The following is a 16,231-nucleotide window of genomic DNA, read 5'->3' as shown; positions in this document are numbered from 1 at the left end:
GAGCAATGTTCATATAACTTAACAGATCGATTTAATATAATGGGGGGTAAAAATGAAGAGAAGAATGTTAATGGCTAAAATTACAGCCGCAACTTTAAGTGGGATGTTATTAACAAGTTATGTAACACCATCAACAACAGCGTATGCAGATGTGTTCTTAGCTAATCAAAATGAAGAGGTAAGTACTAAGGTTGATGTTAACGGTTACGAACAAATTGGTTCAATAACTAATTATATTCAAGATGAAAATAAAGTCACTTTTGATTTGTCCACTGGTGAAAAGTTAAGAGTTTCTTTCTTAGAAAATGGTGTATTCCGTATATATATGGATCCAACAGGTGAATTCCAAGAAGACCCTACTCCAAATGCTGCAGATCATATAACTAAAATTATAGATAAAACTGAAGATGAGTATAAGTCTGAATATAGTATAGTTTCACCTATAGTAACAGATGGAGATATTATTACTGTTTCTACAGACTCAATAGAATTGAGAGTAGAAAAATCTACTAGTAATATGGAATTAATAAACAAAATTACAGGAGAAACTGTTTGGAAGGAAGCAGAAGCATTAAAGTATAAAAATAATGAAACAGTTCAAACTTTAGAGGCAGCTGACGATGAATATTTCTATGGTGGAGGAATGCAAAACGGTAGGTTCTCACATAGAGGTAAAACTATCAATATTAAAAATGAGAATAACTGGGTAGATGGAGGAGTTGCAAGTCCAACACCATTCTATTGGTCTACTAAAGGTTATGGTGTAATGAGACATACATTTAAACCAGGAGAATATGCTTTCTCATCAACTGAAGAAGGTAAGGTTATTGCAAAGCACTCTGAAAAGAGATTTGATGCTTATTATTTTGTAGATGAAAAGCCAACAAATATAATAAATGAATTTACAGAATTAACAGGTAAGCCAGTATTATTACCTGAGTATGGATTCTATTTAGGACATTTAAATTGTTATGCTCGTGACTGGGTAAATGATGAAACAGGTCAAGAATCTCAAACACAAAAACCAGGATTTGATAGACAAGAAACTTTAATGGAAGATGGTAAAAAGGATTTAGATAGCCATATAGACAATGATATGCCACTTGGATATTTTTTACCTAATGATGGATATGGTTGTGGATATGGTAGAGAAGAAACTATTGATGGAAATATAGGAAAATTAAAAGAATTTGTTGATTATGCAAAAGAAAAAGGAATACAAACAGGTCTTTGGACTCAAAGTACTTTAAAACCAACAGGAAATCAAGCAGCTTATTTAGAGCGTGATATAGATAAAGAAGTTGGAGTTGCAGGAACAAATGCAGTTAAGACTGACGTTGCATGGGTTGGAGCAGGATATTCATTTGCACTTAATTCAGTTAGACAAGCTGCAGAAGGAATTATAAATAACTCTGTGGATGATGCAAGACCATTTGTAGTATCTCTAGATGGATGGGCAGGAACTCAACGTTATGCTTCTATATGGTCAGGTGACCAATACGGTGGTAGTTGGGAATATATTAGATTCCATATACCAACTTACATTGGTTCAGGCTTATCAGGACAACCTAACGTAGGTTCTGATATGGATGGTATTTTCGGAGGAAGTAAATTAGTTCAAACAAGGGATTTCCAATGGAAAGCATTTACTCCAATCCAACTTGATATGGATGGATGGGGAAGTAATAAAAAGATTCCACAAGCATTTGGTGAACCATATACATCAATTAATAGAACTTATTTAAAGTTAAAATCTTCAATGATGTCATATAACTATAGTATTGCAAGCGAGGCTACTAATGATGGTGTGCCAATGATTAGAGCGATGATGCTTGAATATCCAGATGCATATACTTATGGAACTAACACTGAATATCAATATATGTGGGGACCTAGCCTTTTAGTTGCTCCAATATATCAAGATACTGAAGGTGATGCAAATGGAAATGATATAAGAAATGATATATATCTTCCAGATGAAGATCAAATTTGGATAGATTATTTCAGTGGTACACAATATAGAGGTGGTGGAGTATTAAATAATTACGAAGCACCAATATGGAAATTACCATTATTCGTTAAGAATGGAGCTATCATTCCTATGAATAATCCTAATAATACTCCAGAGGATATAGTTGATTCAACTCGTATTTATGAAGTATATCCAAGTGGAGATACAGAATTTGAAGTTTATGAAGATGATGGTTTAACAACAGATTATCTTGAAGGAAAATCTGCAACTACATTAATTACTTCTACTGCTCCAAAGACAGGAAAAGGTACAGCTGTAATTAAAACAGGTTTATTAACTGGAAGCTATGAAGGCATGGTTACAGAAAGAGAAACAGAATTTATTGTTAATGTAAGTGAAAAGCCATCTAACTTAACTGTTAAAGTTGGTGGAAATAATGTTGTATTAACAGAAGCTTTATCTTTAGAAGACTTTGAAAATGGAACTAATATGTACTTCTATGATATAGCACCAAACTTAAATAAATATGCAACTGAAGGTTCAGAGTTTGAAAGTGTTGAAATAACTACAACACCTAAGGTTTATGTTAAAGTTGAGTCAACAGATGTAACTAAAAATGAAGTAGAATTAACAGTTTCTGATTTTATAAATGTTCAAGATGTTACTAAAAATGAAATAAATGAGAATTTATCAGTACCAACAAACTTTGTAGCACCTGAAGATAGCATAACTTCAGATTCAATCAAATTAGTATGGGATGAAGTAGAAGGTGCAGACACATATGATGTTGAAATTGATGGAGTAATATTTAAAAATATTAAATCAAATGAATATAATCATACAGGATTAGATTTTGATACTGTTTATAATTATCGTGTACGTAGTGTAAATTCTGATGGTCATTCAGAGTGGAGCGAAGTAGTTTCTCCAAGAACATCTTTAGACCCACATCGTAATGTACCAAAGAATATGGAAGCTATATGGACAGGTGGGCAATATAGTAGTGATGTACCGGCAAATGCATTAGATGGAGATGACAATTCACAATTCCACTCAGCAGGAAATGCAATAAATCAACCATTTGTAGTTGATATGAAGAAGGCATATACACTTGAAAAATTAGAATTATTATTTAGAAATAATGGTAATGGTTCAGTAAGAAGAGCTGAAATTTATGCAAGTTTAGATGGTGTTAATTATACAAAGGTATTTAGTAATGCTGCCGATAGTGGAAATGAAGCATGGGCTACTGATGGGGAAGTTAAAACTATTAACTTTGATACACCATTAACTGCTCGTTACTTTAAGCTTGTTACTAAAGAATCAATAGGAAACTTCTTAACAATGAGAGAGTTCAGACCTTATAAATTAGATGGTAGTGAAGGTAAGGTTGTTGGTGACTGGAACAATAGTGGAAGTATTGAAGAGGGTGATTTAACATTCCTTGAAAACTATACTGGATTAACAACAGTAGGTGCAGATTGGGACTATGTTTCAAGTGCAGATTTAAATGCTAATGGTCTTATTGATGCTTATGATATAGCATATGTTGCTAGTAAGTTAGAAGGTGGAATTAATCCATCTAATGATACTATGGCTGGAGAACTTATGTTATTACCAAGTAAGACTGATTTAAAAGCTGGAGAAACATTCACAGTTGATATTATAGGTATGGGATTATCGGATGTTAATGCGTTCAGTACAGCAATTCCTTTAGATTCAAATAAATATGAATTAGTAGGAACTCCAACAGGTACTATACTAACAAGCACTATGAAGAATCTTTCAAAGGTTAGAGTTCATACTGATGGCTCACAAGATATTTATACTGTGTTTACTAATATAGGAGATAGTATAAAGGTTAAGGGAACAGATTCAGTAGCAAAGAATAACTTTAAAAGCTAAGGTTGATACTAAATGGGATATGGAATTATCTCATGGATTAATAGTTGATAGTAAGTTAAATTCTAAGATAGCAGTTGCTAAGATAACTGATTTAGATGCCGAATTACCAGAAGGAGAATTAGGGGTAACTAAGATTAATAGCAGCAGTATAACAGTAAGTGGTGACGAAACTCAATTACAAACTGGAATGGGATTAAATAAATTAATTGATGGAACTACAAGTAGTGATGATTCATCAAGAATGGATTTAAAATGGGTATATAGTGCAGATCAAGTAGATAAGGGAACTCTTCCATTTGAAATGACATTTGAATTTGATGGTGCAAGAGAATTCGATAACTTTACTATTTATAACCGTATGGATGGTGATGGAAGAATAAACACTGCTTCTCTTAAAGAAGTAAAAGCAGTTGGATATTTAAATGGCATTGCTATTGATTTAGGTACTGTATCAAATATTACAACAGCTACAACAGTTTATGAATTAAATGGACAAAGCTTTGATAAGATAGTAATTACTGCTTTAGATTCTCATAAAGATAAGCAAACTTTAGCTATAAATGAAATAGAATTCTATGAAAATACAGGGGCTGCAGTAAAAGGAATTGAATTTGCTGAAGGAACTGTTGAAAAGGTATATCCTAATAAAATAACACCTATATTTGCAAATGTATTACCAAGTAATGCAAATGACTTAAATTATAGAGTAACATCAGATAATGAAGAAGTTGTTCAAGTAGTTCGTGTAGATAGTGAAGATGTAGTTAACTACTACTTAAGAGGGCTTAAAGCAGGAACTGCTACTATCACTGCAACAACTGCAGATGGTAAGTTTAGTGTTGAAAAGACTATAACTGTAGGTGAAGGTGCAGATAAAACATTATTAATTGAAATGTTAGATTCTACTAAGGAATATACTAATTTAAGTGAAATCTATACAAAATCAACTTATGAAAAATTAACAAATGCAATTAAGGCAGCTCAAGAGATTATAAATAATGAAAGTGCAACTGAAACAGAAGTAAGTAATGCAATTAATTCATTAAGAACTGCAATTAATGGCTTAGAAGAAAGAGATACAATTGAAGAAAATAAAATAAGCTTTAAAAATATACAAGCTATAGATGCTACTAGTGAAGCAACAGCAGATGGTGATTTAAAAGAAAATGCTGTAGATGGAAATGAAGATTCTATATGGCATTCAGCTTATGGAGCATCAGATTCTTTACCAGTTTCTTTAACATTAAAACTTGATAAAGCTTATAATATTAATCAAATAGATTATTTACCAAGACAAAATAGCAAAAATGGTCATGTTAAAAAATACATGATTGAAACTAGTTTAGACGGTGAAAATTGGACAGAAGTTAGAGTTGGAACGCTAGAAGTTAATAAGGCTGGAACTGCTTTAGTTAATACTGGTTATAATCCAATAAGATTTAATTCTACAGAGGCACAATATGTTAGATTTACTGCTCTTGAATCTTTAGGGGATACTAATAATAAGTATGCAAGTGTTGCAGAATTAGCATTCTACGGAACAGAAATTAATGAAGAAGTAGAAGATGCAGATAAAATGATCTTAGAGTTTACTGTTGAGATAGCTAAAGAAGTAACTCAAGAACAATTAGATAAGGTGGTTCCAGTAGTAAAAGCTGAGTTCTTAGCTGCATTAGAAGAGGCAGAAGCTATATTAGCTAATGAAAAAGCCACTCAAGCACAAGTTGATGCTTCATTTGAAAGATTAAGCAATGCTATGCAATTATTAGAATTTATTGCTGGAGATAAAACTCAATTAATTGCTTTTGTTGAAAGAGTTAATGAATTAGATTTAGCACAATATATTCCAAGTACTTTAGAAGCATTACAAAATGCACTTAAAGATGCTAATAATGTAATAGCTGATGAAAATGCTTTAGTAAATGAAGTAAATGAGGCGTATAATGCCTTAGTTAAGGGATATCTACAAATAAGATTAAAGCCAAGCAAAGATAAGCTACAAGATTTAATAAATAAAGTACAAGCTTTAGATAGTACTAAATATACAGATGAAACTTGGGCTATAGTAGAAGCTAAACTAACTAAAGCTACAGAAGTTATGGCTAATGAAGAAGCTACTAAGGAAGAAATTGAAGAAGCAATTTCTGAATTAGATAACGCTGTAGAAGCTTTAGAAGAAATAGATAGTAAAGAAGAGGTAGTAGCTGGAGATAAGAGTGAGTTACAAGCTAATATTAAAAATGCACAATCATTGTTAAGTGAAGATTACACTGAAGATTCATTTGCTGCATTTAAAGTTAAGCTTAATAAAGCTATAGAAGTAAATATTTTAGAAGGTGCAACTCAAGAGCAAATTGATGAAGCAAATTCTGAATTATTAGATGCTATAGATGCTTTAGTAAAAGTAGAAAAAGATGAAACTGAAGATGAAGGAATAGTAGAAGTAAATAAAGAATTGTTAAATGCTTTAATTAATAATGCTTTAAATTTAGATAAGAATAAGTATACTTCTGAAACTTGGGCTCATGTTATGAGTGCTTTAAAAACTGCACAAGAAAAGATGGCTAATGAAGAAGCAACTCAAGAAGATGTAAACAAGGCTTATGATGATCTACAAGCTGCTATGGATGGATTAAAAGAAGCTGAGAAAACACCAGCTAATAACCCAACAAATGGCGGTACAACAACTGATACAAAGAAACCAAATAGCACTGGAAAATTACCAAATACAGGTGGAGTTTCAGGAATAGCTATTGGATTATTAAGGGGCATTAACATCTGCTTTAGGATTTGGGATGTCTAAAAAGAAGAAAAAGTAATATTCTAAATCAAAGTTTAGGAATTAAAACTTAAGAATTAAGAATTAAGAAACTCCTTAGGGAGTTTCTTAAGACTTTATTCTAAAAAATAATAATTTAAATTACATATTAAGTTAAGGGGGCATAAATTTATGAAAAAATTTATTAACATTGCAATAACTTTAATATTGATTTTCAGTTTTGTTGGATGTAACCAATATACTAGAGATAATACTAGCGGGTCAATAACTGAGATAAATTTAGATGAGGCTTTAACAATAGCTAAAGAAGAAAGTGAAACTATATTACTTTTTACATTATCAACATGTAAAGATTGTAAAAAGATGAAAGAAGTATTAACTCCATATCTAGAAAATCATTCTTTAGAAATTAATGAAGTTATTTTAGATAAAGAAGGAACATCTGATGAAGAAGTACAAAATAATAGAAGGAAAATCAATACTGTATTTGAAGATTTTAATTCAGTACCATCAATGTATTATTTAAAGGATGGAGAAATTATTGATGAAATTTTTGAAATTACAGAAGAAGAGCAATTAGAAGAGTGGGTTGTAAAGAATAAATTAGATAAGAAATAGATATTAATTTGAACTGGTTAAATTATTTTGTCATAATTACCAGTTTTTTTATAATAAATAATTTTTAAGATAGAAAGATTAACTTATAACGAGGGAAATTTACTTAGAATATACTATATGAATAGCTCGTGAAGATAAGTTTAAATATAGAGTGAATTTAAATAATAATTATTAAATAAAATAAAATTCAGAAAATTCAGAAATAAAAGTAATATTGGTAAAATATTGTATAATTAAAGTGGGTGAAGAGAATGAGGGGAGTGGTAAAATGTTTAAATTTGAGACGCAACTAAAAAAGCTTAAACATGAAGTTTTAACTGAAGTTGCAAGACTTGCAAGGGTTGATGGAATAAGCTTAGAAAGTATAGAAAAAGTTCCTTATGAAGTAATAAAAGGAGATATTGCACAATATAGATGTTGTGTATATAAGGAAAGGGCTATAGTTTTAGAAAGAGCTAAACTTGCAGCAGGTTATTTAGCAAATGGGGATAATGCTGATACTGATTTAATAGATATTAGACCAGATGAACAAATTATTTATGTTATTGAGGCTGCATGTGATAGATGTCCTATAAATAAATTTAATGTAACAGATTCATGTAGAAATTGTTTAGCACATAGATGTCAAGAAGCATGTAATTTTGGAGCAATAACAATTGTTAATGGTAGGGCCTATATTAATCAAGAATTGTGTAAAGAGTGTGGTGGATGTAAAAGAGCATGTCCTTATGATGCTATATCAGAGGTTATGAGGCCATGCAAAAGAGCGTGTCCAACAGGAGCTTTAGATATTAGAGAAGATGATAGAAGAGCTATGATTAAAGAAGAATTATGTGTAAATTGTGGTTCTTGTATGAGGGCATGTCCGTTTGGAGCAATTTCAGATAAGAGTTTAATAGTTCCAGTAGCTAAGAGACTTGGTAGAAATAGAAAGATGTATGCTGTAGTTGCACCTGCAATAACAGGGCAATTTGGACCAACAATGAATTATGGCAAAGTAAGAAATGCTATAAAATCTCTTGGATTTGAAGATATGATAGAAGCAGCATTAGGAGCAGATGCTGTAACTGTTCATGAAGCTAATGAATTTGTTGAAAGGATGGAAAGAGGAGATAAGTATATGACTAACTCTTGTTGTCCAGGATTTTTAAGCTTTATTGAAAAGACTAATCAAAGTGAAGCAACTAAAATTTCAGGAACAGTTTCACCTATGGTTGCAACAGCTAGATATATTAAAAAGAAAGATCCAGAAGCAAAGGTTGTATTTATTGGGCCTTGTACAGCAAAGAAAGGTGAGGCAGTTAGACTTGGAATTGCTGATGCAGTTGATTATGTTTTAACATTTGAAGAATTGCTTGCATTATTTGAAGCATTTGATGTAAATCCATTTGAATGTGAAGAGGAAAATGTTAATGATGCATCTGTATTTGGAAGAGGCTTTGGTGCAGCAGGTGGTTTAACAGCTGCTATTAAGAACTATGTTTCAGATAGTGGGGTAGAAGTTGAATTTAAGCCGGTAGCTGTTTCAGGATTAGAATGTAAGAAAACTGTAACGCTTGCTAAGATGGGGAAATTGCCAGGAAACTTTATTGAAGGTATGATGTGTGAAGGTGGGTGTATAAATGGTGCAGGAACCATGGTACCACCACTTAAAGCTAAAGGTGCATTTACTAAGATAAATAGTACAACAACTATTAAAGCTGTACTTAAAAATCATACACTTAAAGAGTTTGAAGATGTAAATTTAGAAAGATAAAGATGTAAGAATTAATAATTAAAAAGTAGGATTATATTAAGAGGCATTAGCTTATTGGATATAGTCCTACTTTTATTAAAAAGAGTAATATTAAATTGGAAAATAGAAATTTTTTGTTAACAGATTTATTAATTTTCATATTTATAATTTGTGTAATATATATATATATTATGTAACAAAGAAATATTGCCTAATATGGATAGTGTTAAGTATATCAATTTATAAATTAGAAATAGATAGAATTGATATGTAAGAAAATAGATTTAAAATAATTATTAATATACTATTATCACTTATTTGTAATAATAATGATTCAGTGAATTAATAGAATCAATATTGTAATTGAGTCAATATATAGATAATATTTGGAGTGATAGTGAAGATATAAAATAAAGAGAATCTATTAATAAATTAATGGAAATTAAAGTAAAAAGAAAATAATTTAATATAATTAGTAATATTTGACCATATAGAGGTAATAATATAGAAAGTAATTGTTGAAAGATTAACATTAAAATTATATTATATATATAAAGGTATTAGCACTCTATAACGGTGAGTGCTAATAATTAAATTTTAGGAGGGTGTATTATGAATATAAAACCATTAGGTGATAGAGTAGTAATAAAAAAATTAGAGGCTGAAACAACAACTAAAAGTGGTATTGTTTTAACTGGAAGTGCAAAGGAGCAACCACAAGAAGCAGAAGTTGTAGCAATAGGGCCTGGAGCTGTAGTTGATGGGAATAGAATTCCAATGGAAGTTGCTGTTGGGAATAAAGTATTAATTCAAAATATGCAGGAACAGACGTAAAAGTTGACGGTCAAGAATATATTATTTTAAAGCAAGATGATATTCTTGCAATAGTAGAATAGTTAGGAGGAATTTTATTATGGCAAAGATGATTCAATTTGGTGAAGAAGCAAGAAGAGCTATGCAAGTTGGTGTTGATAAGCTTGCTGATACAGTTAAAGTAACTTTAGGACCTAAAGGAAGAAATGTTGTTTTAGATAAGAAGTTTGGATCACCACTTATAACTAATGATGGTGTTTCAATTGCGAGAGAAATAGAATTAGAAGATCCATATGAAAATATGGGAGCACAACTTGTAAAAGAAGTTGCAACAAAGACAAATGATGTTGCTGGTGATGGTACTACAACAGCTACTCTTTTAGCTCAAGCTATTATAAGAGAAGGACTAAAAAATGTTACAGCAGGGGCTAACCCAATGTTACTTAGAAATGGTATAAGAAAGGCTGTAGAAACTGCAGTTAATGAGATTTTACAAATTTCAAAGCCTGTAAGTGGAAAAGAAGATATAGCTAGAGTTGCGGCAATATCAGCAGCTGATGATGAAATTGGTAAATTAATTTCTGATGCTATGGAGAAAGTAGGAAATGAGGGTGTTATTACTGTAGAAGAATCTAAATCAATGGGTACTGAATTAGATGTAGTTGAAGGTATGCAGTTTGATAGAGGATATATCTCTCCATATATGGTTACAGATACAGAAAAGATGGAAGCTATTTTAGATAATCCACTTATATTAATAACTGATAAAAAGATATCAAATATTCAAGAAATATTACCAGTATTAGAACAAATAGTTCAATCAGGTAAAAAACTGTTAATCATTGCTGAAGATATTGAAGGAGAAGCAATGGCTACTTTAGTAGTTAATAAATTAAGAGGAACATTTAATTGTGTTGCTGTTAAAGCTCCAGGATTTGGTGATAGAAGAAAAGAAATGCTTCAAGACATAGCTATTTTAACTGGTGGTCAAGTAATTTCTGAAGAGTTAGGTAGAGATTTAAAAGAAACTACATTAGATATGCTTGGTCAAGCTGAAAGTGTTAAAATTTCTAAAGAAAATACTACTATTGTAAATGGTAGAGGAGATAGTTCTGCAATAAAAGATAGAGTTAATCAAATAAAAATTCAAATAGAAGAAACTACTTCAGAATTTGATAAAGAAAAATTACAAGAAAGGTTAGCTAAGCTTGCTGGTGGTGTTGCAGTAATTAAAGTTGGTGCTGCTACGGAAACAGAGCTTAAAGAAAGAAAGCTTAGAATAGAAGATGCTTTAGCTGCAACTAAAGCTGCTGTTGAAGAAGGTATAGTACCAGGTGGTGGAACAGCTTACGTTAATGTTATTAATAAAGTTGCAGAATTAAAATCAGAAGTAGCTGATACTCAAGTTGGTATCAATATAATAGTTAGAGCTTTAGAAGAGCCAATGAGACAAATTGCTACTAATGCAGGTGTTGAAGGTTCAGTAATAATTGAAAGAGTTAAAAATTCTGAAGTTGGAATGGGATATGATGCATTACATGATGAATATGTAAATATGCTTAAAGCTGGTATAGTTGATCCAACTAAGGTAACAAGAAGTGCACTTCAAAATGCTGCATCTGTTGCATCAACATTCTTAACAACTGAAGCTGCAGTAGTAGATATTCCACAAAAAGAAGCTCCAATGCAAGGTGCACCAGGAATGGGTGGAATGGACGGAATGTATTAATATTTAGAAAATATTTAAATTTTAATAATAGAAATAAAAAATAAATCATAATAAATGGAAGATATTAGTATTAAAATATTAATATCTTCTATTTTTATAAGAAAAAATTGTAAAAAGAAATGTTTTATAGTATAATTATGCGGTATTATGTAATAAAAAGTAACTAATTATAAATAACATTAATTTTAGTAATATAGAATCTATGAAGTATATATTTATTTGGGCACTTTATATATACAGAGATTATAGTGCAACCGGCTATATTTTAAAATTTTTATGGATTTTAAAATATAGCATTTTTTATATAAAACATAAGTAATAAAGTGTATTTTTAGGAGGGAAATGTATTTGATTTTAGTAGCTATATTAGGATTGTGTATAGGAAGCTTTTTAAATGTTTGTATTTATAGAATTGCTAGAGAAGAAAATATAGCTTTTCCACAGTCGCATTGTACAAGTTGTGGATATAAGCTTAAGTCAAAAGAGTTAGTTCCAGTTTTAAGTTATATTTTTTTACGAGGTAGATGTAGAAAGTGTAATGAAAAAATATCAATAAAATATCCATTAGTTGAAATTTTGAATTGTATTATATATATTCTTATTTATTTAAAATTTGGATTTTCATTAGAGTTATTTAAATATTCTTTATTAGCTTCTTTGTTGATAGTAATAGGTTTCGTTGATTTTGAAACAAAGTTTGTATATAATTCCACGGTTATTTTTGGAGTTATATCAGGAATTATATTTATTATTTTAGAGTGGATTAGTACTAAAAATTTTCCTGCCGATAATATCATAGGGGCAATTTTAGGTTTTTTAATTATATGGCTTATTGTAGTTTTAACTCATGGTATGGGTGAAGGAGATATAGACATATCATTAATTTGTGGATTATTTTTAGGTGTGAAGGGGATAATAGTTACTTTATTTTTAGCAGTAGTACTTGGAGGAATAGTTGCAACAATAATTCTACTTACAAAGGCTAAAGATAAAAAAGAAGAAATAGCTTTTGGCCCATATTTAGCTATAGGTGGAATTATAGCAATTTTATATGGAAATACAATTATAAACATATATATGAATACATTATAATGTAAAGTTTATTCGAAGTAGTTCTAAATTTTACATTATATATGTTTATAAATTTTGTTAGCAACAAATTGTTTTATACTGAAGGGAATTAATAACTATGGCAGAAAAACGTAGATTAGGAGATATACTTGTAGCTTCAGGAAAGATATCATTATATCAACTTCAAGAAGCTTTAAAATCTCAAAAAATATTAGGTAAAAAGCTTGGTGAAATTCTGGTTGAAAGTAAGCTTATAAATGAGATTGACATAATTGAGGCTATAGAGCAGCAAACAGGAATTCCAAGGATAGATTTAAATACTATAGATTTAGATAAGAAAGCAATAAATCTTATTACAGAAAATCTTTGTAGAAAACATGGGCTAATACCATTTGGATTTAATGGTGTAAATAAAATTAAAATAGCTATGGCAGATCCTCTTAATATATTTGCTATAGATGATGTACATATTTCTACTAGCTTTGATGTTGAATGTTATATTGCTTTAAATAGTGATATTAATAAATTTATTGATATTAGTTATAGTAGTGCTAAGGTACTTAAAGCGGCAGAAGATTTATCAAGGGAAACATTAGAATCGAAGAATAATAATGTAGTAGAAAGCATAGATGATGTTAAGAATGCTCCTGTTGTAAAAATGGTTGATTTTTTATTTAAAAATGCTATTGATATGAGAGCTTCAGATATACATATAGAACCTTTTGAAAAATATATAAGAATTAGGTATAGAATAGATGGCGAACTTCAAGAAATTAATACTTTGGGAATTTAAAGTTTAGCGCCTCTTGTTACCAGAATAAAGATTTTATCAGATTTAAATATAGCAGAAAAGAGGGTTCCACAGGACGGCAAGATTATTACTAGAATTGGTAATAGTGATGTTGATCTTCGTGTATCTATATTACCTGTAGTTAATGGTGAGAAGGTAGTTATTAGAATACTTGATAGAAGTAGCTATAAGATTGGAATGAATAATTTGGGGATGAGTGAAGAAAATTTAGCTAAGCTAGATAGAATTATAAAAAGTCCTCATGGAATAGTACTTGTTACTGGACCTACAGGAAGTGGTAAGTCTACAACTTTATATACTATTTTAAATGAGATTAATTCAGATGATGTAAATATAGTTACAATAGAAGATCCTGTTGAATATACATTAGATGGCATTAATCAAGTTAATGTTAATACTAAAGCTGGTCTTACTTTTGCAAGTGGTCTTAGAAGTATATTAAGACAAGACCCTGATGTAGTTATGATAGGTGAAATTAGAGATGATGAAACAGCAGAAATAGCAGTTAAAGCAGCTATTACTGGGCATTTAGTTATGAGTACGCTTCATACAAATGATGCTCCATCATCTATAACTAGACTTATTGATATGGGAATTGAACCGTATTTAGTAGCAACATCTATAAGTGGTATTATAGCTCAAAGACTTGTTAGAACTATATGTCCTTACTGTAAAACTGAATATGAAGCGACAGCTTATGAAAAAAAAATATTAATTGGAGATAAAGATAAGCAATTGACCCTTTATAAAGGTGAAGGTTGTGGATATTGTAATAATACTGGAGACCTAGGAAGATGTGGTGTTCATGAAATAATGGAAATTACAAGAGAACATAGGGATGCAATAAATGATACTAGAGATTCTAATGTTTATAAGGATATATCAATTAAAAATGGTATGACTACATTAGGAGAAGAGTGTAAAAAGTTAGTATTAGAAGGTGTAACAACAGTTACTCAACTTGCAACAATAACTATGTTAAATGAAATATAAAATTGCAGCATGGGAGGTGTTATTAGTTGTCTAAGTTTAAATATAGAGCAATGAATTCAACCGGAGAAAAAATTAATGGAGATTACGAGGCTAATAGTAGGGACGATGTTATATCAATGCTTTCAGCAAATGGCCTTTATCCATTAATGGTTGAAGAAGTTATTGAAAGTACTAATATTGAAATAAGTATTTTTGATAAAGTTAAGACAAAGGATATTTCAATTTTTTGTAGACAATTTTACACTATGCTAGATGCAGGTGTAACAATGAATAATGCCCTTAATATATTATCTAAGCAGTTAACTAATAAAAAATTAAAGTTAGCTATTACTGAAATAGAAGATGATGTTAAAAAAGGTGAAATGTTATCAGCTTCAATGAAGAAGTATGATGATATATTTCCACAATTATTAGTATCAATGGTTGAATCAGGAGAAATAAGTGGTAAGCTTGATGAAGTTATGCTTAGAATGTCTATTCACTATGAAAAAGAAAATAAGATTAATAATAAAGTAAAATCAGCAATGATTTATCCATCAGTATTAAGTGTTTTAGCAGTTGCTGCAGTTATAGTAATTATGACTTTTGTTATGCCAACCTTCTTAGAGATGTTTGCAGAAACAGGCACTGAATTACCGCTTATAACCAAAGTTTTAATATCAATAAGTTCTTTTATGAATAAAAGATGGTACATAATTTTATTAATTGTAATTTGCTTTGTTGTTGGATTTACGTACTTTAAGAGGACAGAATTTGGACAAATTTTATTAAGTAAAATAAAGCTTAAAATTCCAGTAGTTAAAAATATGAATCAAATGATAATTGTATCTAGATTTACTAGAACATTATCAACACTTTTAGCAAGTGGAGTTTCTCTTACACAAAGTTTAGATATTATAGCTGATATAGTAGGAAACAAAATTGCAGAAGAAGAAGTACATAATGTAAGAGATAGAGTTTTTAGAGGTGAAGGAATGTATTTACCTATAAAAGATTCTGAAGTATTTCCAGAGATGCTTGCTTCTATGGTTAAAATAGGAGAAGAAACAGGTTCGTTAGATGGAATCCTAGAGAAGACAGCAGATTTTTATGATGATGAATTAGAACAAGCAATTCAAACAACAGTAGCATTAGTAGAACCAGCACTTATTGTTGTAATGGGATTAGTCATCGGGACAATAGTATTAGCTATAATGATTCCTATGTTTACTATGTATGGAAATATGTAAATAAGATTTAAATTTAAAATTTAAATAAATAATATTATACACAGGGGGAAAGTTTTATGTTAAAAAACTTAAGAAACAAAAAGAAAAAAGGATTTACTTTAGTTGAGTTAATCATAGTTATTGCAATTATAGCAATATTAGTAGCTATAGCTGTACCTCAATTTGGTAAGATAAGAGCTAAAGCAAACATAAGTGCAGATATGGCTAATGCAAAGAGCTTATATAGTGCAATTGCAGCATGTGTTGCAGATGAAACATTACCAGCTAACACAGATGCTATAATTGATTTAGAAGAGGATACGGAACCAGCTACTGATTTTACAAATGAAAAATTAGTAGAATATTTAGGTGGAACTAATAATGTTCCGGCACCAAAAGCTTATCAAGGATCGCAGTTTATGTACTCTATTACAGATGGAGAAATTGTTATATATGTAGAAGGCGAAGCAGCTTCAAGTGATGCTGACCCAGATTATGCAGATGGAGTTAAAATATATCCAGGAGTTACAGCAGGTTCAAAATACGATAAAAACAATTAATAAAATTATAAAGTGTAAAGCCATTGGCTTTACACTT

8 protein-coding genes, 2 pseudogenes and 1 riboswitch are annotated in these 16,231 nt (G+C 30.2%); all 10 genes and pseudogenes read left to right on the top strand.

Translation table 11 applies throughout. From position 1 onward, the window contains the following. Positions 1 to 52 precede the first annotated feature (52 nt). On the top strand, positions 53 to 3,877 hold the full coding sequence (locus HMPREF0216_RS02575) for a discoidin domain-containing protein (protein ID WP_005210793.1): 3,825 nt from the start codon (positions 53 to 55) through the stop codon (positions 3,875 to 3,877). Positions 3,878 to 3,896: 19 nt separating this feature from the next. Continuing rightward, positions 3,897 to 6,680: a discoidin domain-containing protein gene (locus HMPREF0216_RS17590; protein WP_005210791.1), complete on the top strand. Its 2,784-nt coding sequence runs from the start codon at positions 3,897 to 3,899 to the stop codon at positions 6,678 to 6,680. A gap of 147 nt (positions 6,681 to 6,827) precedes the next feature. Next, positions 6,828 to 7,274 (top strand): thioredoxin domain-containing protein, encoded by a 447-nt coding sequence (locus tag HMPREF0216_RS02570; RefSeq protein WP_005210789.1) that lies wholly within the window; start codon positions 6,828 to 6,830, stop codon positions 7,272 to 7,274. 268 nt (positions 7,275 to 7,542) lie between these two features. Further along, positions 7,543 to 9,030 (top strand): 4Fe-4S dicluster domain-containing protein, encoded by a 1,488-nt coding sequence (locus HMPREF0216_RS02565; RefSeq protein ID WP_040418636.1) that lies wholly within the window; start codon positions 7,543 to 7,545, stop codon positions 9,028 to 9,030. 591 nt (positions 9,031 to 9,621) lie between these two features. Beyond that, positions 9,622 to 9,905 (top strand): annotated as a pseudogene (locus HMPREF0216_RS02560) (co-chaperone GroES). A 17-nt stretch (positions 9,906 to 9,922) separates the two neighbouring features. After that, positions 9,923 to 11,551 carry a chaperonin GroEL gene (groL, locus tag HMPREF0216_RS02555; RefSeq protein WP_005210783.1) on the top strand — a complete coding sequence of 543 codons (1,629 nt, stop codon included), beginning with the start codon at positions 9,923 to 9,925 and terminating at the stop codon, positions 11,549 to 11,551. A 186-nt stretch (positions 11,552 to 11,737) separates the two neighbouring features. After that, positions 11,738 to 11,820: riboswitch (cyclic di-GMP riboswitch) on the top strand. Between the two features lie 73 nt (positions 11,821 to 11,893). Then, positions 11,894 to 12,643 carry a prepilin peptidase gene (locus tag HMPREF0216_RS02550; protein WP_005210781.1) on the top strand — a complete coding sequence of 250 codons (750 nt, stop codon included), beginning with the start codon at positions 11,894 to 11,896 and terminating at the stop codon, positions 12,641 to 12,643. Between the two features lie 97 nt (positions 12,644 to 12,740). Further along, positions 12,741 to 14,426: pseudogene (locus tag HMPREF0216_RS02545) on the top strand (GspE/PulE family protein). A gap of 26 nt (positions 14,427 to 14,452) precedes the next feature. Next, a complete protein-coding gene (locus tag HMPREF0216_RS02540) occupies positions 14,453 to 15,655 on the top strand; it encodes a type II secretion system F family protein (RefSeq protein ID WP_147576221.1) in 1,203 nt (400 codons plus the stop codon). 56 nt (positions 15,656 to 15,711) lie between these two features. Next, positions 15,712 to 16,194, top strand: coding sequence for a prepilin-type N-terminal cleavage/methylation domain-containing protein (locus HMPREF0216_RS16205; protein ID WP_005210773.1), 483 nt, complete (start codon positions 15,712 to 15,714; stop codon positions 16,192 to 16,194). Positions 16,195 to 16,231 lie beyond the last annotated feature (37 nt).

It is taken from the genome of Clostridium celatum DSM 1785, assembly GCF_000320405.1.
GTDB classification, from domain to species: Bacteria; Bacillota; Clostridia; order Clostridiales; family Clostridiaceae; genus Clostridium; species Clostridium celatum.
Note: the sequence above shows the minus strand (reverse complement) of the source record. Positions and strands in the feature narration are given on the sequence as shown.